The following is an 18497-nucleotide window of genomic DNA, read 5'->3' on the forward strand; positions in this document are numbered from 1 at the left end:
CTATACACTGGAAACCTCTTCTCGGGCGCTGCAGCTGAACAACACGCTTTCGCAGAGCGACATCCAGGCCATCGCCACGCAGAAATTGGTGAACCTGGGTCTGAAGAACGTCATTGTGACGATCGCGACCGACCCTGCCAGCGGCGGTTTCAAGATGGCGCATCTGACCGCCAGCTATGCCTTTGTCATCGCTTTCCCGTATTTCGACCAGTATCCGATAAATTACGCCACGACCGTCACGGTGCCCCTGGTTGCCAGCTAGGATACGGCCGGCTTCGTTGAGTTGGCGGCGCCGAACTCAGACCGTAACGGATCGACTGGGAACCATCGCTCGATCTGGAATTGTACTTGCAAGAGGTCGATTCTCTTCGCGGCTGTAGATGCTTAAAGCTCGCTCCTGAGACCTCAGGGATGGACTTTTTCTATGGAACTAAAGTCAGGCTGCTTGCTTGGTCGCGTCCGTGAAAATCACCGAAAACCAGTCCATCAGTGCTGCAACATGCCGACAGGCTATCTCAGTCACCAAGCCTTTGATCTTGCTGGTGATCCCGACAGGAATCGAACCTGTGACCTACAGATTAGGAATCTGCCGCTCTATCCTACTGAGCTACGGGACCACGCGGCCCGACACATAGCCGCTTCGGATCGTTTCGCCAAGAGGCTCGCCCAGGGGAAATCAAGAGGCCGGCCGAACGCAATTCGGCCAGCCTCTTGCGGGATAGGTCAGGCTGCCAGCGCCGTTTCGGCCAGTTTCACCCAGTAGCTCATGCCGTGCGGTATGACTTCGTCGTTGAAGTCGTAGGCCGGATGGTGGAGGCCGGCGGTCTCGCCATTCCCGATGAAGATGAAGGCGCCGGGGCGGGCTTCCAGCATGTAGGAGAAGTCTTCGCCGCCCATCACCGGCTGGATGGCGCGGTGGACCTGGGTGTCGCCGGCGACATTTGCCGCGACATCGCCGGCAAAGACCGTTTCTTCCGGATGATTGAAGGTCACGGGATAGTTGGCGTCATAGTCGACAGTGATCGTCGCGCCGAAGGCGGTGGCTATTCCTTCGCAGATGGTGCGGATGCGCTCTTCCGATTTCTTGGCGATCTCTTTCTTCAGTGTGCGCACCGTGCCGGCAATCTCGGCGGTCTCGGGAATGACGTTGTAGGCGTCGCCGGCGTGGAACTTCGTCACCGAAACCACCACCGCCTCGACCGGATCGGTGCTGCGCGAAGCGACCGTCTGAAGGGCGCCGACCAACTGGCTGGTGATGACGATCGGGTCGATCGTGCCGTGCGGCATCGCCGCATGGCCGCCGCGGCCCTTCACGGTGATGGTGAACTCGGCGGTCGCCGCCATGATCGGACCCGGCCGGATGGCGAACTGGCCCACCGGCAGGCCCGGCATGTTGTGCATGCCAAAGACCCGCGAAATATCGAAACGCTCCATCATGCCGTCCTTGACCATCTCGTTGCCGCCGCCGCCGCCCTCTTCGGCCGGCTGGAAGATGACCGCGACCGAGCCGGCGAAATTGCGCGTTTCGGTCAGATATTTGGCGGCGCCCAAAAGCATCGCCGTATGGCCGTCATGGCCGCAGGCATGCATTTTGCCAGGAATGGTCGAGGCATAGGGCTTGCCGGTGATCTCGTTGATCGGCAGCGCGTCCATGTCGGCGCGCAAGCCGATGGTCGCGCCTTGCCCCTTGCGGCCATGGATGATGCCGACGACGCCGGTCTTGCCGAGGCCCGTCACCACGTCGTCGCAGCCGAATTCCTTCAGCTTCTCGGTGACGAAGGCGGCGGTCTTGAAGACATCGAAATTCAGTTCTGGCGTCTGGTGCAGATGGCGTCGCCAGCCGGCAACTTCATCCTGCATCTCGGCGGCGCGGTTGAGAATCGGCATAATGGTTCCATCTCGCTGTTGGAGCAGACGATCTGGCCTGCTTGATTGCAATTGTGATTGCCATGCTTGTTGCCATCTTGGCACTTTGCCATCTTGGCGTCACATAGGGTAAATAGCACCCCAGACAATGTGATCCGGAAATTGAGGGCCGGATCAGGTCATGCTGGCCATCGCGTAACGAAATCTTACGGAGCCAGGGGCGACTACGGCAAGAGGCGATTTCGGATTCCATGATGCGGCACAGCCATATCCTCAAATTACTGCTAACGGGCGGCTTGGCGCTACCCATGCTGGCTGGGCCAGCTTTGGCCAATCCGGTGATCCTGTTCGACCTCAACAGCGGCAAGGTTCTGCAGCACCAGGACGCATTCAAGCGCTGGTATCCCGCTTCGCTGAGCAAGCTGATGACCGCCTATGTCACCTTCCGGGCGATTGCCGCCGGCGAGGTCCAGCTCGATTCACCGATCAAGGTGACCAAGCATTCGGCGGGCGAACCGCCGAGCAAGATGGGCTTCAAGCCGGGCTCGGTGATGCGGCTCGACAATGCGTTGAAGATGATGCTGGTCAAATCGGCCAACGATATCGCCATGGCCATCGGCGAAAACATAGGCGGCTCGCAGGCCGGATTCGCCGTTCGCATGAATGCGGAGGCGGCGCGGCTCGGCATGACCGGAACGCATTTCGTCAATCCGAACGGACTGTTTTCGCCGGAGCAGTATACGACGGCGCGCGATCTTGCCCTGCTGGTGATGGCGATCCGCAAGGAATTCCCGCAATACGCCCCCTGGTTCTCGATCGAAGGCCTTGCCGTCGGCAAGAAGGCGATCTCCAACTACAATCTCTTGATCGGGCGCTATCCCGGCGCCGACGGCATGAAAACCGGGTTCGTCTGTCCCTCGGGCTTCAACATGATCGGCTCGGCGACACGCAATGGCCGCACGCTGGTCGCGGTCGTGCTCGGCGAAAAATCGGCGATCAGCCGTGCCGAGACCGCCGCCAGGCTGCTCGACCAGGGCTTTGCCACGCCCGACCCGAACTGGCTCACGGTCGCGGCCATGCCTTCCTATGGCGATACAATGTCACCCAACGACATGCATGATGAGATCTGCAGGAAGAAGGCGCCGCACGAGCAGTCCGAGGCGGCTCCGCCGGTGGCCGCGAAGGGTGCCGACGTGCCGAAATCGCCCTATCAGGAAAAGCTCGACCACGTGCCGACGCTGGTTGCCGTCGGCCTCGGCGGCGCCACCGGGCCGGCGCCGAAGGCGATGCTCGACCAGGGCGGCCAGGAATACGCCGATGTGCCGCTGCCGAGCTGGCGGCCAGACATTCCGGCGCCAAAGGGGGCCGAACCGGCCGTGGTGGGCCAGGCAACCGCGGTGCAGGGCGACCAGCTGGTCAAAGCCGCGAACTAGGCGATGGCTGGCTTTCCGATACCCGTCACGGTGGTCACCGGCTTCCTCGGCGCCGGCAAGACGACATTGCTCAACCGGCTGCTCAAAGATCCGGCACTGGTCGACACGGCCGTCATCATCAACGAATTCGGTGAGGTGGCGATCGACCACCTTCTGGTCGAGCAGGCCTCGGACGGCATCATCCAGCTGTCCGACGGGTGTCTATGCTGCACGGTGCGCGGCGAACTGGTCGACACGCTGGCTGACCTCGTCGACCGGCTGCAGACGGGCCGTATCGCCCGCCTTGCCCGCGTCGTTGTCGAAACCACCGGGCTCGCCGATCCGGCGCCGGTGCTGCAGTCGATCATGGCGCATCCCGCCCTTGTGCAGGCCTTCCGACTTGATGGCGTCATCACGCTGGTCGACGCGGTCAACGGCAATGCGACGCTCGACGGCCATGTCGAGGCGGTCAAGCAGGTGGCGGTCGCCGATCGCATCGTGCTGACCAAGGTCGATCTGGCCAGCGATCCCGGCGACGTCGATGCTTTGCGAACGCGACTCCATCAGCTCAATCCAGGCGCCGTGGTGCTGGACGCCGGCGACGGCCGAACCGGCGTCACGGCGCTGTTCGATTGCGGCCTCTACAATCCGGCGACCAAATCCGCCGATGTCCGGCGCTGGCTCGGCGAAGAAGCCGCCCATGAGCACCACCATCATCATGATCATGACCACGGCGAGCATGAGCACCACCACCGCCACGATTCCCGCGTGCGCTCCTATTCGCTGGTCCATGACGGCCCGGTGCCGTTTTCGGCGATCGAGATGTTCCTCGACCTGCTGCGTTCTGCGCATGGCGACAAGCTTTTGCGGATGAAGGGCGTCATCGAGCTTGCGGAGGACCCGTCGCGGCCGCTTGTCGTCCACGGGGTGCAGAAGATCCTGCATCCGCCGGCGCGGCTGCTGGCCTGGCCGGACGGCCAACGCGGCACCAGGCTGGTGCTGATCACGCTCGATATGCCGGAAGATTATGTGCGCCGGCTGTTTTCCGCCTTCACCAACCGGCCGTCGATCGACACGCCGGATCGCGCGGCGCTGGAGAGCAATCCGCTGGCGATAGCCGGGGGCTGATTGTCAGGCTCGCTCTGCGCCGCGTTCGACCAGGAAGCGGTGGCCGCCGCTGACGGCTGATGTTTCAACCAGTTGGTGGCCAGCGTCGGCGCAAAAGGCGGGGATGTCGATGACCGCCAGCGGGTCGGTGGTCTCCAGCCAAAGCCGGCTGCCCGGCCGCATTGCCGCCAAGCGTTTTTTCGCCTTGAGAACGGGCAGGGGGCAATTCAGGCCCTTGAGGTCATAGATCGCGGTGTGATTTGTTTGTTTGCCTTCATGCATGTCTTGTCCCAAAACCGCGGCGCACTTTTGGGCGGCATGCATCGACAAGGCGAAAACCTCAGCCGCCGAACATGCCTAGCAGCTTGTTCTTGATCTTCGACATCCGGCTTTCGTCCGCCGGCGGTTCTGCAGGCGCCGCCTCGACGCTCGCAGTGGCGACCGGCTGCTGGGCGGCCTGCTTGGCTGCTTCCTTTTCGGCCAGCGCTTGGGCCTTTGCCGCTTGCTTTTCAGCCAGTGCCTGGGCCTTGGCGGCCTTCGCAGCCTCGATGGCAGCAACCCGCTGTTCCTCGGCCTTGCGCTTGGCTTCCTTCTCTGCGTCCAGCGCCGCCATCTTGCGGCCGGCGGGCGAATCGATGCGGCCCATGCGCGCCGTCTCGGTCAGCGTGCCGTCGGAATTCAGCGACGGCGGTTCGATCGGCACGCGCTCGCCCCGGGCGCGGCGCTTCGACCAGTCGGAAACGATGCTGGCTTCCTTGATGCCTGCAATGGTTGGCTTGGGCGCCGGCACGCTGGCCTTGACCGCGCCGGTGAAGGCCGCGTCATAGCTGCTTTGATATGCGTTGAGTGCGCTCTTCAGCGAATCGGGCTGCGTGGTCGCGGGGCAGGCGCCAGTCGGATCGAATGTCGTGCCCTCGGGCGCCACCTGGTTGAAGACATAGCGCTTGTCGCACACATCGACCTTCGGCGGCACCTTGGTGATCTCGAAATTGTCGTAACCGACCTTCAGCATCTTCCAGAACTCATAGTTTGGGTCGTTGCGGTAGCGCGCCATGTTGGCGGCGGTCATGCGGAACGGGAAGGCCTGGATCTGGAACTCGGTCTGGCCGCCCTGGAAGGCATCGCGACCAAAAGCGTAGATCTGCTCGATCTGCGGGTCGGTCATCGAATAACAGCCCGACGACGAGCAGGCGCCGTGCACCATCAGATTGGCGCCGGTGCGGCCATTGGCACGGTCATAGGCGTTGGGATAGCCGATGTTGAAGGACAGGTGATAGTTCGAGCGCGGATTCATCTGCGACGGGCGGACCGTATAGAAACCTTCCGGCGCCTGGCGGTCGCCCTCGGTGTATTTTGGGCCGAGCTTGCCCGACCATTTGCAGATGTCGTAGCTGGCGACCATCTCGTAGCGGCCGGTGGTCTTGGCCTTCCAGATTTCGAGCTTGCCTTCTTCCTTGAAGATGCGAGCCATCACCGACGAGGTGCGGATCATGCCCTTGGCCGTCATGTCGGCCAGGATCTTGTCCGGCAGCGGTTTGCTGGCTTCCGGCGCAAAATTCTTCATCGAGGAATCGTTGCAGCCGGCAACGCCAAGCGCGGCGATCAGAAGTCCAGTGCGGGCAAGCTTGGTAAACATGGATACGGCTATGTCTTTTTCTCGCGTCACGGCCGGATAGCGCCCGGGCCTGCATGCTGAACACTGACGGACCCTAAGCCCGTTAACCTTGAAAATTCCTTACCGCAAGCGTCGGACGGCGCCCCCCACGGCAATTCGCCCGGTGTCACGGATTTTTTATTGAGCCGAATGCGGCGGCATTTTTGTGGCGAAATTGCTCCTTGACGCCACATTGCGGTGCGCTGCCGGCCAAAATCAGAGGCTGCGGCCCATCGCAAGATATTTTTCGCGGCGCTGTTCGCGAAAATCGGTGTTGGCGCCGGCAAAATCCTTCATCGTCTTGGCGATGAGGTCGCCGGTGGCGGCGATCACCGTTTCGGGCGCGCGCTGGGCGCCGCCGAGCGGCTCGGCAATGATGGCGTCGATGATCTTCATTTCCAGAAGGTCCTGGGCGGTGATCTTCATGTTGGTCGCCGCATCTTTCGAGCGCGTCGTGTCGCGCCACAGGATCGAGGCAGCGCCTTCCGGCGAGATCACCGAATAGATGGCGTGTTCCAGCATGTAGACGCGGTTGGCGGTGGCGATCGCAATGGCGCCGCCCGAACCGCCTTCGCCGATGACGACCGAAATCGATGGCACTTTGAGGCCGAGGCAGGCCGAGGTTGAACGGGCGATGGCTTCAGCCTGGCCGCGTTCCTCGGCGCCAACGCCGGGGTAGGCGCCGGCGGTGTCGACCAGCGTCAGAAGTGGAATCTGGAAGCGGTCGGCAAGTTCCATCAGCCGCACGGCCTTGCGGTAGCCTTCAGGGCGCACCGAGCCGAAATTGTGCTTGAGCCGGCTCGCCGTGTCGGAGCCCTTTTCCTGGCCGATGACGGCCACCGGTTCGCCGCGGAAGCGGGCGAAGCCGCCGATGATCGCCTGGTCCTCGCCGAAATTGCGGTCGCCGGCGAGCGGCGTGAAATCGCTGAACAGACCCTTGATGTAGTCGAGGCAATGCGGCCTGTCGGTGTGGCGCGCGACCTGCACCTTCTGCCACGGCGTCAGCGCCTTGTAGATGTCGCGCAGCGCGTCGCGCACGCGCTTCTCGAGCCGGCTGATTTCGTCACCGACATCGACCGCCTCGCCATTCTCGGCAAGCTTCTTCAGCTCGAGGATCTTGAGTTCAAGGTCCTGCACCGGCTTTTCGAAATCGAGGTAATTGTACATTCTTGAGCGGACCGATGCGTCGGAAGGCAAACATCGCGCAGATGTAGGCTCCGCGCGGGCACGTTGCCCTCACATAGCGATATGAGGCCTAGTCGGCAAGCGGATGATGATCGTTGACCAGCCGCACCAACCGCTCTTCCAGCACATGCGTGTAAATCTGCGTGGTCGAGATATCGGCGTGGCCGAGCAGCTGCTGCACCGCCCTGAGATCAGCGCCGTTCTGCAGGAGATGGCTGGCAAAAGCATGGCGCAGCACATGCGGCGAAATTTTGGCCGCCGATATGCCGGCCCGTGCGGCAAGGCCTTTGAGGTCGCGGGCAAAGACCTGCCGTGAGAGAAAGCCGCTGTCGCCGGCGGCCGGGAACAGAAACGGGCTGTCGGCGAAAGCCGGCACCGACGCCCGGGCCGTGAGCCATGCCCGCATCGCCATGCGGGCCTTGGCCGACAGCGGCACCATGCGCTCCTTGTCGCCCTTGCCGCGCACCATGAAGAAGCGGTCATCGCGCTGGGCGACGGTCACAGGCAGGCCGACAAGTTCGGACACACGCAGACCGGTGGCATAGAGCACCTCCACCAAAGCGTGCAGGCGCAGTGCCGCCAGCCGGTCACCATTGACGCCATCGCCTGCCTCAAGCGCGGCGCGGTCGAGCAGCCGGCCGGTATCGGCCTCGCTCATCGTCTTGGGCAGCGGCCGGCCCTTTTTCGGGCTGTCCAGCGTGCCGGTCGGGTCGTCGCCACGCAGGCCCTCGGCGTAGAGGAACTTGAAGAACTGGCGGATCGCCGACAGTTTGCGCGCCTGCGACGTCGACGCAAAGCCGCGCGCCGCGATATCGTCGAGATAGGCGCGGATGTCGGCTGCGGCGGCAGCCGCAAGCCCGCCGGCAATCTGCTGCGAGGCGTCCTCGAGATCACGGCGGTAGGAAGACAGCGTGTTTTCAGCGGCACCGCGTTCGGCGCTCATCATCTCGAGAAAGGCTTCGATGCGAGCCGCGCTGTTCATGTTCCAGGGGTCAGTTTTGGGTCAGTTTTTCTTGGGGTTCAGCTTTTCCGGTGCGATGCGCACAGTGATTTCCGCCTTTTTCGGCTCGACGAACATCGCCAACGCCAGCATCGTACCATAGGCAATGCCGGCAAGAATCATCATCGTCACGACAAAGCGGAACAGTGTCGGCATCAATCTTCGCCCGTCTTCTTGCTCTGCGATTCCAAGCCCTGTGTCCTTATGGGACGCTAATTCCGTCAATTCAAGGACGAAGGGCTCTGCGTGCGAAAGGCGCTATGCTTGACGCAAACGGGCTTTTGATGTCGATACGCCGGCAAAGACGGCTTAGAAGCAGCATGGTCTCATGAACGCGTTACCAGCAAATCCTCCCGGCGATAGCCATGCCGCGCTGCTCGACAGGCTGGGCAGCCGCTCGATCGTCTTTGTCGGCCTGATGGGCGCCGGCAAGACGGCGATCGGCCGCAAGGTGGCGACGATGCTGTCGCTGCCCTTCGTCGACAGCGACCAGGAGATCGAAACCGTGTCGCGCATGACGGTGCCGGAACTGTTCGAACGCTATGGCGAGACCGAATTCCGGGCATTGGAGCAGCGCGTCATCCTGCGCGTGCTGGAGAGTGGGCCGCAGGTGCTGTCGACCGGCGGCGGCGCGTTCATGAATGCGCAGACGCGGGAAGCGATCGCCGGGCATGGCGTGTCGGTGTGGCTGAAGGCCGAGATCGACCTATTGATGGAACGCGTGTCCAAGAAGCAGAACCGGCCGTTGCTCAAAAGCGCCGATCCGCGCGCCGTGCTCGAGCGACTGATGGGCGAGCGCTACCCGGTCTATGCCACGTCCAACATCACCGTGCCGACACGCGACGACCGCAAGGAGGTCATTGCGACGGAGGTTGTCGACGCGCTGTGCGGGCATTTCGGCATTCCGGCTCCGACTGCGCCAGGCGAGGTGCGGCTGTGAGCGAACCGGTCACTGTCGAGGTCGGCCTTGGCGAGCGTGCCTATGACATCCTGATCGGCCCTGGCCTTTTGGCGCGCGCCGGCGCCGAGATTTCGCGCCGCCTGCCCGGCACGAGGGCGGCGGTGGTCACCGACGACAATGTCGCGGCGGCACATCTCGACGCGCTGAAGGCCGGTCTGGAAACAGGCGGCATCCAGCCTGCCGTCATCACTTTGCCGGCCGGCGAAAAGACCAAGAGCTTTGCCCATCTCGAAGAGGTGGTCGACGGCGTGCTCGCCGCCAAGCTGGAGCGCGGCGATGTCGTCATTGCGCTCGGCGGTGGCGTCATCGGCGACCTGACCGGCTTTGCCGCCGGCATCGTGCGCCGCGGCATGAATTTCGTCCAGATTCCAACCTCGCTGCTGGCGCAGGTCGATTCCTCGGTCGGTGGGAAGACCGGCATCAACAGCCCGCGCGGCAAGAATCTGGTCGGCGTCTTCCATCAGCCGAAGCTGGTGCTGGCCGACACCGAAGTGCTCGACACGCTGCCGATCCGCGAATTTCGCGCCGGCTATGCCGAGCTTGCCAAATACGGGCTGATCGACCGACCGGCGTTTTTCGCCTGGCTGGAAGCGAACTGGGAAAAGGTGTTCGCCGGTGGTGCGGAACGGGCGGAGGCGATTGCCGAGGCCTGCCGCGCCAAAGCCGATGTCGTCGCCCGCGACGAGTTCGAAACCGGCGACCGCGCACTGCTCAATCTTGGCCACACGTTCGGCCATGCGCTGGAAGGTGCCACACAGTATGATGGCGCCCGCCTCGTCCATGGCGAAGGCGTCGCCATCGGCATGGCGCTGGCGCACCGCTTTTCCGCAAGGCTCAATCTGGCCAGCCCGGACGACGCGGCGCGGGTCGAGGCGCATCTTCGCGCCGTCGGTCTACCCTGGCGGATGGCCGACATCCCTGGTGAGTTGCCCGACGCCGAGGTGCTGCTTGGCTTCATCACCCAGGACAAGAAAGTGTCGCGCGGCGCGCTGACATTCATCCTGACGCGCGGTGTTGGCCAGGCTTTTATTGCCAAGGATGTACCGGCGTCGGAGTTGCTTTCGTTCCTGAGGGAGAACCATCCGGGCCAGGAAAGCCGGCGGCGATGATCAACGAACCCGGCTGGACCGTCGTCGCCGTCCTTGCCATCCTTATCCTGCTGGTCCTGGCCGTGCGCACGCGCCTGCTTGCCATGTTCGGCTATGAGTTGTCGCGCATCGAGCCGCAGCGCTCGACCCAGGACGAGTTGCGCGGCGCGGTCGACGATTTCCGCCGCGACGGCCAAATGGTGCGTGAGGACCGCGACCGCGTCGGCGGGCTGTTCGACCTCGCCGAACTCGAAGTCTCCGACATCATGGTCCACCGTACCAATATGCGCTCGGTCAATGCCGACAATGGGCCGGAAGCGGTGGTACGCGAGATTCTGCAGAGCCCGCACACCCGCATGCCGTTGTGGCAGGGCTCGCTCGACAACATTGTCGGGGTGCTGCACGCCAAGGACCTGCTGCGAGCGCTGAACGAGGTCGGCAACGACTTTTCCCGGATCGACGTGATGAAGATCGCTTCGAAGCCTTGGTTCGTGCCCGACACCACCACGCTGCAGGAACAGCTCAACGCCTTCCTGCGCGCCAAGGCGCATTTCGCCATCGTCGTCGACGAATATGGCGAGGTCGAAGGGCTGGTGACGCTGGAGGACATTATCGAGGAGATCGTTGGCGAGATCGCCGACGAGCACGATGTCGATATTCAGGGCGTCAAGCAGGAGGCGGACGGTTCCGTGGTCGTCGATGGCACCGTGCCGATCCGCGATCTCAACCGGGCGCTCGACTGGAACCTGCCGGATGAGGAAGCGACTACCATTGCCGGGCTGGTCATCCACGAGACGCAGTCGATCCCCGAGGAAAAGCAGGCTTTCACCTTCCACGGCAAGCGCTTCGTGGTGATGAAACGCGACAAGAACCGGATCGCCAGGATCAGGATCAGGCCGGCGGGCGAATCCTAAAGGTACCGAGCAGGCCCGCAACAGAACGCTCTTGGCCGAGTTTATGCCGCGATCTGGCTCGTAGACCGTTCGTGGATTGTCGCACCGGTTTGAGCGTCAACTGCAACCAGGCTGACCTCGTAGCCCCAGAGGCTGCGTACATGGCGCAGCGTCGCGTCACGGCTGGCCCCTTCGAGCACAACACCATCCTTTACCCTGTGTTGCAGCCGCAACTGCCGGTCGCCGAGCAGGTCGACATCAATCACCTGGATGTCCGGCCGATTCGCTCCAAGGTCGTAACTGTGGGCAAGCTGGGCGCGTATCTTGTGATAGCCACGTTCGTTGTGGATCGAGGCGACTTCGAAATGCGGTTGGTCGGCTCCATCGCCAAGCACGAAGAACCGCCATTTTCGGATCAAGCTCGGGCTGAGGTACTGGCGGATAAAGGATTCGTCGCGGTGGTTGGCCCAGGCCTCAAGCAGGACCTCGCGCCAGTTGCCATGTCCTGCAATGTCCGGGAACCAGTCGCGGTCCTCCGCCGTCGGCTCGGTCGAAATGCGCTGTATGTCCTGCATCATGTCGAGGCCGAGGGCATAGGGATTGATGCCTGAAAACCGGGGATCGTCAAAGGCCGGCTGGAAGATCACGTTCGAATGGTTGCGCAGGATTTCGAGCATGGCACCTTCGCCGATCCGGCCACGATCGAATAGCATGTTCATGAGCGTATAATGCACGAAGGTGGCGCAGCCTTCATTCATCACTTGAGTCTGTCGCTGCGGGTAGAAATATTGCGCGATGACGCGGACGATCCTGATGATCTCGCGCTGCCAGGGTTCCAGGATCAGGCTGTTCTTCTCGAGGAAATACAGGAGGTTTTCCTCGGGCAGGTTGAGCGATCTCTTGCGCTCCGCCATCCCTTGATCCTCATTGCCGGACTTGTTTTTGTTCTGCGACGGCGGCAGCGTGCGCCACAGATCGTTGTAGGAGCGCTCTTCGTATTCGAGGCGCTCGCGAAGCCCTTCGCGCTGTCGCTCCGACGAGAGCTTTGGCGGCCGGTGGTAGCGGAACACCCCTTGTTCCATCAGCGCATGGGCGGAATCGAGAATGGCCTCCACTGCTGCAAGGCCGTGCCGCTCCTCGCACCGGGCGATGTAGCCCTTGGCGAAGTCCAGATAACCCAGGATTGCCCCGGCGTCGGTCCATTGCTGAAACAGATGATTGTTCTTGAAGAAATGATTGTGGCCAAGCGCCGCGTGGGCCGTCACAAGGGCCTGCAACGCCATGGTGTTTTCCTCCATGAGGTAGACGATGCAGGGATTGGAGTTGATGACCAGTTCATAGGCCAGACCCCGACCACCCTTACGGTAAAGAAGCTCCTGGTGAAGGAAATGTTTGCCGAATGACCAATGCCGATACATCAGTGGCATGCCGATAGATGAGTAGGCGTCGAGCATCTGCTGGGAGGAGATTATCTCCATCTGGACCGGGTAAGTATCGAGATGCAAGTCGTCGACCGCGATCGCCTCGATCTCTTCAAAAGCCCGCGATAATTTCTCGAAATTCCAGTCGGAACCGGAAAACAACAAATTCGTTTCGTTGGCTCGCCTGACCATCTCTCTCTCAAGCGCTCTTGATGGCCGCCGGCTGCCTGGCGAAGAGCCGGTGGAAGACCGGGTAAATATCCGCGGGAGCAGCGATGCGGCTCATCTGGAAGTTGGGCCATTTCAGCTCGATCGTACTGTAGGCGCGCCAAAGCGACGTCCCGTTTTCGGTAGCACCGAATATGTGGCTCTCGCGTTCGTCGATGATCTCGACATAGGCGAAATACTGGCACAGGCGCATGAGCTTGCCGTTCATGAGCTCTATGCATCGCTCGGAATCGGTGGTGAAATTGTCCCCGTCAGAGGCCTGCGCGGCGTAAATGTTCCACTCGCTGGCAGGATAGCGCTGGCCGATAATGCGGTGCATTTCGTCGAGCGCGGTGGAGACGATCGTACCGCCGCTCTGCGTGTTGTAGAAGAACGTGTCCTCATCCACTTCGTGCGCCTCATGGGTATGGCGGATGAAGACGATCTCCGTGCGTTCGTAGCGCCGTTTCAAGAACAGGTGCAGCAGCACGAAGAAGCGTTTGGCCAAGTCCTTTTCGCGTTGGCCCATCGATCCGGACACGTCCATAAGGCAGAACATGACGGCATTGGCATTCGGCACCGGCCGGGCGTCGAAGCGGTTGAATCGGATATCGACCGGATCGACAAAGGCAATTCGCCTGCGCCGTCGCTCCAGCCGGTCAAGCTCGTCGCGTAATTCCGCGATGCGCTGGCGCACCGCCGCGCCGGCCGGGGCCGACTCAAGCGTGACGATTTCCCGGAGGATCGCCTCCAGTTCCTGCTGCGTGGGGCGCCTCAGCGCAATGCGCCGGCCTAGGCTGTTGCGCATGGTGCGGCCGGCATTGATGTTGGTCGGGGAACCGGTTGCCGCGAAGCCGGCCCGGCGCGGCTTGAAGGCAAGGATTTCCTTGAGATTGAGCTTAACCAGGTCGGGCAGTTCGAGATCCTCAAAAAAGAGTTCGAGCACCTCCTCGCGTGACAGCACGAAACGAAAATCGTCTTCCGACGCCGTGTTTCCTGGCGACGATGCCGCGCCGCCCCCATGCGGCTTCGGGAGCAGGTCTCCAGGGGAAAAATGCCTGTTGCCCGGAAGGATGTGTCGGCGCCGTCCGCTGGCCCTGTCATCGTTGAAGCTCGGCTCGGCTGTTTTCCTTTCGGGCATGGGCACGGCGTGCTCGGTATCCACGTCGGCGATCCTGCCAGTGCGGATTTGATCGCGAATGCTCCGCTTCAACTCCTCGCGAGCACGCCTGAGGAAGCGCTGTCGATTGCCAAGGCTCTTGTCCTTGGGGTTCAGGCGACGGTCGATGAAGATCGGCATGGAACCATCCGGCTCTGTCAACCCGCCTTGTTCACCCGCATGTACCAGTCCACCAGCCGGCGTACCTGCCGTTCTGTGTAGCCACGCTCGATCATGCGCTGTACGAATTCGTTATGGCGCTTTTCCGTAACGCTGTCTTGCTTGGAGCCGAAGCTGATCACCGGCAAGAGGTCCTCGACCTGTCCGAACATCCGCTTCTCGATGACCTCGCGCAGTTTTTCATAGCTGGTCCATGACGGGTTGCGGCCGTGGTTTCTTGCGCGAGCGCGCAGAGTGAACTTCACCACCTCGTTACGGAAGTCCTTGGGATTGGCGATGCCTGCCGGTTTCTCGACCTGCGAAAGTTCGTTGTCCAGGATCTCCCGGTTGAGGATCTGGCCGGTATCGGGGTCCTTGTAGTCCTGGTCCTCAATCCAGGCATCCGCATAGGCGATGTAGCGGTCGAAGAGGTTCTGGCCGTATTCGCTATAGGACTCCAGATAGGCCTTCTGGATTTCGTGGCCGATGAACTCGGCGTAGCGCGCCGCAAGCTCCGACTTGATGAATTCAAGATAGGCCGCTTCCGTTTCCTTCGGGAACTGCTCCCGCTTGATCGCCTCCTCCAGAATGTACATCAGATGCACAGGATCGGCGGCCACCTCCTCATTATCGAAGTTGAATGTCTGCGAAAGGATCTTAAAGGCAAAGCGCGTGCTGACGCCCGTCATGCCTTCATCGACGCCGGCGGCGTCGCGATATTCTTGGACCGACTTTGCCCTGGGATCGACTTCCTTCAGATTTTCGCCGTCATAGGCGCGCATCTTGGTGTAGAGCGGCGAGTTGTCGTGCTCGGCCAAGCGCGTCGAAACTGCAAAGCGGCTGAGGATGTCCAAAACTTCAGGGGCACAGGGGCTGGCGGCCAACTCGCTCTCACGCAGCAATTTCTCATAGATCTGCCTCTCTTCGGTGATCCGCAGGCAATAGGGTACCTTGACCACCAGGATGCGATCGAGAAACGCCTCGTTGTTCTTGTTGCTCTTGAACTGTTGCCATTCCGACTCGTTGGAATGGGCGACGATGATCCCCTGGTAGGGAAAGGCGCCGAAATTTTCAGTGCCGTTGTAGCTGCCTTCCTGTGTTGCGGTCAGCAGCGGATGCAGAACCTTGATGGGTGCCTTGAACATCTCGACGAATTCAAGCAGACCTTGCGTGGTCCGGTTCAGGCCACCGCTATAGGAATAGGCATCGGGGTCGGACTGGCTAAAATTTTCCAATTGCCTGATGTCGACCTTGCCGACCAGGGCCGAGACATCCTGATTGTTCTCATCGCCAGGTTCGGTCTTGGCAATGCCGATCTGGCGCAGCCGCGAAGGCATCAGCTTGACGACGCTGAATTTGGAAATGTCGCCAGACAGTTCGTCGAGGCGCTTGGCCGCCCATGGCGAAATCAATCCGTTCAGCCGGCGCCGGGCTATGCCGTATTTATCCTCTAGCAGATCACCCATGTGATCGGGATGGAACAGCCCAAGCGGCGACTCGAAAACCGGGCTGATCTGGTTGCCGACCTTCAGCGTGTAGATCGGGCGCTGTTCCATCAGTTTCTTCAGGCGCTCGGCCAGAGAGGATTTGCCGCCGCCGACCGGGCCGAGGAGATAGAGGATCTGCTTGCGTTCTTCGAGCCCCTGCGAGGCATAGCGGAAATATCCAGCTATGCGCTCGATCGTATCCTCCATTCCATAGAAGTCGGAAAAATGAGGGTAGATCTTGAGGGTCCGATTTGCGAAAATGCGGCCGAGGCGCTCGTCTTTGCTGGTGTCAACCAGTTTTGGTTCGCCGATTGCGTCGACCATCCTTTCGGGCGCCGAAGCGTACATCGATTTGTCTTCCCGACAGGCAAGAAGATACTGTTGGATGCTGACCTCTTCGTCCGCCGCATTGGCATAAATTTCCGAAAAAAGATCGAAGACGTCGGATTGGGTTGCACGCATGATGTTCTGCCCTCGGAGCCGATCTGGATTCCAATCGCCTCATCACCTTCAACTGTCGGAAAGCATTGTTGGTTCCCTTCACATGAAGGAGAGTGGCTGCAATCCGGGTAGAAGGCTTGGGAGGAAACATTCGGAGTGGCTGGAATGGCGGGTTGCCCGGTGCTGCGGCGCTGATGGGCGGCGTTGTCGCCGGCCAGCTATCTCGATGGACACAAGCATCCGCCGACCTTCATCGCCTATTCGCGCGCCGAAGGCTGCGACGACCAATCGAAGGCTTTGCCAAGCGCCTGCGCGCCACCGGCACTGAAGTGACGCTGTTCGACGGCAACGCCTACACGCATATGTCGATCAATCACGACTTCGGCGAGGACGTCGACGCGTTGACCGCCGCGATGCTGGCCTTCCTGAATGCGACCGTCGGTTGATCCCGGATCCCCGCGAGGCGTCCTGGATCAGACCAAAAGCCCCGGCGGGACATTGCCGACCCGGCGCCTACAGGTGCAATTGTTCCTGAATTGTCGATGGGAAAGAAAATCATGAATGGCGCCGATCTGCTGTGCGACGTGCTCCTGGCCAATGACGTCACGGTCTGCTTCGCCAATCCTGGCACATCCGAAATGCATTTCGTTGCCGCACTGGACCGCAAACCTCAGATGCGCTGCGTGCTCGGCCTGTTCGAGGGCGTGGTGACCGGCGCCGCCGACGGCTATGCGCGCATGACCGACCGCCCGGCAGCAACGTTGCTGCATACCGGACCGGGTCTCGCCAACGGTTTGGCCAACATGCACAACGCAAGGCGTGCGCGCAGCCCGATGATCAACATTGTCGGCGACCATGCTTCTTACCATCTGCCGCTCGATGCCCCGCTGACCAGCGACATAGAAGGCCTAGCGTCGCCGATGTCGAACTGGGTTGGCCGCGTCAAGGGGCCGGCCGATATTGTGCCGGCCGCAGAGGCGGCTTTCCGCGCTTCACTCACGCCGCCTGGCGTCACGACCTTGATCCTGCCTGCGGATGCCGCCTGGGGCGAAGTTGCTGCGATTTCGCCTGGCAAGGTGAAGCTGGAGCCGCCGCCCGCCGTCGACATGGATGTTGTGCGCACGATCGCCGAAGCAATCCGCGCCGCGCCGGGCCGTGTCGGCATGGTGGTGCGTGGGCAGGCGGCGCGCGCCGATGGACTTGAAATCGCAGGAGAATCTCATCGGGAAGCGATGTCAGGCTGTTCAGTGAGGTTCTGATCGCCCGCATGCAGCGCGGCCGCGGGCGGTTCGCCCCGACCCGCATTCCCTATCCGGTCGATGCGGCGACGGCCACGCTCCGGGATATCGATTTGCTGGTGCTGGTCGGCGCCAAGGAGCCGGTTGCCTTCTTCGCTTATCCCGGCAAGCCCGGGCGGCTGGTTCGGGACGATTGCAAGGTGCTTTCGCTGGCGGCGCATGGCCAGGATCTGAAAGCGGCGCTGGAGGCGCTGGCCGACGAGCTCGGCATCAAGCCGACGCAGCAATTCGCCGCCGCAACCGCCTTTCCAGACGAACCGACGCTGAGCGGCAGACTGACGGACGATGCCATCGCGCTGTCGGTAGCGCGCAAACTTCCGGCCAATGCCATCGTCTGCGACGAAGCAGTCACCTCGGCGAGACGGTTCTTCGCGCTATCCGCCTTTGCGGCGCCGCACGACTACATGATGGGTACGGGCGGATCGATCGGCGGCGGCATTCCGATGGCGACAGGAGCGGCGATCGCCTGCCCGGACCGCAAGGTGATCAATCTCGAAGCCGACGGCAGCGGCATGTACACGGTGCAGGGACTGTGGACCCAGGCCAGGGAAAAGCTTGACGTCGTGACCATCATCTTTTCCAACCGGACCTACGCCATCCTGCATGGCGAAATGAAGAATGTCGGGGTCAATGAGATCGGCGAGAACGCCAGGCGCATGCTCAATCTCGACCATCCGGCGCTGGACTGGGTTGCGCTGGCCAAAGGCATGGGCGTCGAGGCGGCCCGCGCCGACACGTGCGAGCGGTTCGACGCGCTGCTCGACAGTGCCCTGTCGCGTCCGGGACCGTTTCTCATCGAAGCGGTGATCTGAGGCGGAGAGACTTACCAACTGGTCTTTTCGCCGGGTGCAGCCGGTTCGATTGCCAGCGCATGGACGCCGGCTTGCAGCTCCGCTGCGAGCAATTCGTTGACGGCGCGGTGGCGGTCGATGCGGCTCATGCCGGCAAAGACGGATGAGACGATGCGGACGCGAAAATGCGTCTCGCCCGTGCCGTCATAGGCACCGTGATCGTCGGAGCCGTGGTGGTGATGACCAGCATGGAGATGGCTTTCATTGACGATCGCCAGCCGCTCCGGCGAAAACGCCTTGTTCAGCTTGTCTTCCATCGTCGCCTGTATGGACATCGCCATCTCCCTTCACCATATCTGCAAAGCGTG

Annotated in this window: 16 protein-coding genes, 1 tRNA gene and 2 pseudogenes; 8 read left to right on the top strand and 11 right to left on the bottom strand. The window is 61.8% G+C overall.

What is annotated here, in order from left to right; all coding sequences use genetic code 11:
- Window positions 1-262 (top strand): annotated as a pseudogene (locus tag NKJ76_RS06015) (TadE/TadG family type IV pilus assembly protein); the annotation flags it as partial.
- Between the two features lie 278 nt (window positions 263-540).
- Here the strand turns inward: NKJ76_RS06015 and NKJ76_RS06020 are convergent.
- Both NKJ76_RS06020 and NKJ76_RS06025 read right to left on the bottom strand, forming a co-directional pair.
- A tRNA-Arg gene (locus NKJ76_RS06020) sits at window positions 541-617 on the bottom strand.
- A gap of 106 nt (window positions 618-723) precedes the next feature.
- Entirely contained in the window at window positions 724-1887 is a 1164-nt protein-coding gene (locus tag NKJ76_RS06025; RefSeq protein WP_023685374.1) for a M20 aminoacylase family protein, read from the bottom strand.
- A 233-nt stretch (window positions 1888-2120) separates the two neighbouring features.
- Between NKJ76_RS06025 and NKJ76_RS06030 the strand changes: the two genes are divergently transcribed.
- Both NKJ76_RS06030 and NKJ76_RS06035 read left to right on the top strand, forming a co-directional pair.
- Entirely contained in the window at window positions 2121-3299 is a 1179-nt protein-coding gene (locus NKJ76_RS06030) for a D-alanyl-D-alanine carboxypeptidase family protein (RefSeq protein WP_023694057.1), read from the top strand.
- A gap of 3 nt (window positions 3300-3302) precedes the next feature.
- Window positions 3303-4406 carry a CobW family GTP-binding protein gene (locus tag NKJ76_RS06035; protein WP_023670662.1) on the top strand — a complete coding sequence of 368 codons (1104 nt, stop codon included), beginning with the start codon at window positions 3303-3305 and terminating at the stop codon, window positions 4404-4406.
- 3 nt (window positions 4407-4409) lie between these two features.
- Here NKJ76_RS06035 and NKJ76_RS06040 read toward each other — a convergent pair whose 3' ends face one another.
- The 5 genes from NKJ76_RS06040 to NKJ76_RS06060 all read right to left on the bottom strand — a co-directional run bounded on the left by NKJ76_RS06040 (window position 4410) and on the right by NKJ76_RS06060 (window position 8380).
- Window positions 4410-4667 carry a sulfurtransferase TusA family protein gene (locus NKJ76_RS06040; RefSeq protein ID WP_352537000.1) on the bottom strand — a complete coding sequence of 86 codons (258 nt, stop codon included), beginning with the start codon at window positions 4665-4667 and terminating at the stop codon, window positions 4410-4412.
- 58 nt (window positions 4668-4725) lie between these two features.
- Window positions 4726-6021: a L,D-transpeptidase family protein gene (locus NKJ76_RS06045; RefSeq protein ID WP_352537001.1), complete on the bottom strand. Its 1296-nt coding sequence runs from the start codon at window positions 6019-6021 to the stop codon at window positions 4726-4728.
- A 234-nt stretch (window positions 6022-6255) separates the two neighbouring features.
- Complete coding sequence (locus NKJ76_RS06050) at window positions 6256-7206, bottom strand: acetyl-CoA carboxylase carboxyltransferase subunit alpha (RefSeq protein WP_023685389.1); 951 nt, start codon at window positions 7204-7206, stop codon at window positions 6256-6258.
- 88 nt (window positions 7207-7294) lie between these two features.
- Complete coding sequence (locus tag NKJ76_RS06055) at window positions 7295-8206, bottom strand: site-specific tyrosine recombinase XerD (protein WP_352537002.1); 912 nt, start codon at window positions 8204-8206, stop codon at window positions 7295-7297.
- Between the two features lie 21 nt (window positions 8207-8227).
- Complete coding sequence (locus NKJ76_RS06060; RefSeq protein WP_352537003.1) at window positions 8228-8380, bottom strand: histidine kinase; 153 nt, start codon at window positions 8378-8380, stop codon at window positions 8228-8230.
- Window positions 8381-8552: 172 nt separating this feature from the next.
- Here NKJ76_RS06060 and NKJ76_RS06065 point away from each other — a divergent pair, with 172 nt between their 5' ends.
- The 3 genes from NKJ76_RS06065 to NKJ76_RS06075 are packed head-to-tail and all read left to right on the top strand — an operon-like array spanning window position 8553 to window position 11187.
- Window positions 8553-9164 (top strand): shikimate kinase, encoded by a 612-nt coding sequence (locus NKJ76_RS06065; RefSeq protein ID WP_023670667.1) that lies wholly within the window; start codon window positions 8553-8555, stop codon window positions 9162-9164.
- Window positions 9161-10294: a 3-dehydroquinate synthase gene (gene aroB / locus NKJ76_RS06070; RefSeq protein ID WP_352537004.1), complete on the top strand. Its 1134-nt coding sequence runs from the start codon at window positions 9161-9163 to the stop codon at window positions 10292-10294. The genes NKJ76_RS06065 and aroB overlap by 4 nt, the downstream gene beginning before the upstream one ends.
- Window positions 10291-11187: an HlyC/CorC family transporter gene (locus NKJ76_RS06075; RefSeq protein ID WP_352537005.1), complete on the top strand. Its 897-nt coding sequence runs from the start codon at window positions 10291-10293 to the stop codon at window positions 11185-11187. Before aroB ends, NKJ76_RS06075 begins: the two co-directional genes overlap by 4 nt.
- 41 nt (window positions 11188-11228) lie before the next feature.
- Here the strand turns inward: NKJ76_RS06075 and NKJ76_RS06080 are convergent, their stop codons facing one another.
- The 3 genes from NKJ76_RS06080 to NKJ76_RS06090 are packed head-to-tail and all read right to left on the bottom strand — an operon-like array spanning window position 11229 to window position 16061.
- Window positions 11229-12779 carry a SpoVR family protein gene (locus NKJ76_RS06080; protein WP_352537006.1) on the bottom strand — a complete coding sequence of 517 codons (1551 nt, stop codon included), beginning with the start codon at window positions 12777-12779 and terminating at the stop codon, window positions 11229-11231.
- 7 nt (window positions 12780-12786) lie between these two features.
- Window positions 12787-14094 (bottom strand): YeaH/YhbH family protein, encoded by a 1308-nt coding sequence (locus tag NKJ76_RS06085; protein WP_023686733.1) that lies wholly within the window; start codon window positions 14092-14094, stop codon window positions 12787-12789.
- 17 nt (window positions 14095-14111) lie between these two features.
- A complete protein-coding gene (locus NKJ76_RS06090; RefSeq protein ID WP_023686732.1) occupies window positions 14112-16061 on the bottom strand; it encodes a PrkA family serine protein kinase in 1950 nt (649 codons plus the stop codon).
- Window positions 16062-16153: 92 nt separating this feature from the next.
- Between NKJ76_RS06090 and NKJ76_RS06095 the strand changes: the two genes are divergently transcribed.
- Together NKJ76_RS06095 and NKJ76_RS06100 are read left to right on the top strand one after the other, a co-directional pair.
- On the top strand, window positions 16154-16486 hold the full coding sequence (locus tag NKJ76_RS06095; RefSeq protein ID WP_245260187.1) for a hypothetical protein: 333 nt from the start codon (window positions 16154-16156) through the stop codon (window positions 16484-16486).
- A gap of 111 nt (window positions 16487-16597) precedes the next feature.
- A pseudogene (locus NKJ76_RS06100) lies at window positions 16598-18150 on the top strand (acetolactate synthase large subunit).
- 11 nt (window positions 18151-18161) lie between these two features.
- Here the strand turns inward: NKJ76_RS06100 and NKJ76_RS06105 are convergent.
- Window positions 18162-18464, bottom strand: coding sequence for a BolA family protein (locus NKJ76_RS06105; RefSeq protein WP_352537007.1), 303 nt, complete (start codon window positions 18462-18464; stop codon window positions 18162-18164).
- Window positions 18465-18497 lie beyond the last annotated feature (33 nt).

Origin of the sequence: Mesorhizobium sp. M0029 (genome assembly GCF_040323735.1) — a bacterium.
Taxonomy (GTDB): Bacteria; Pseudomonadota; Alphaproteobacteria; order Rhizobiales; family Rhizobiaceae; genus Mesorhizobium.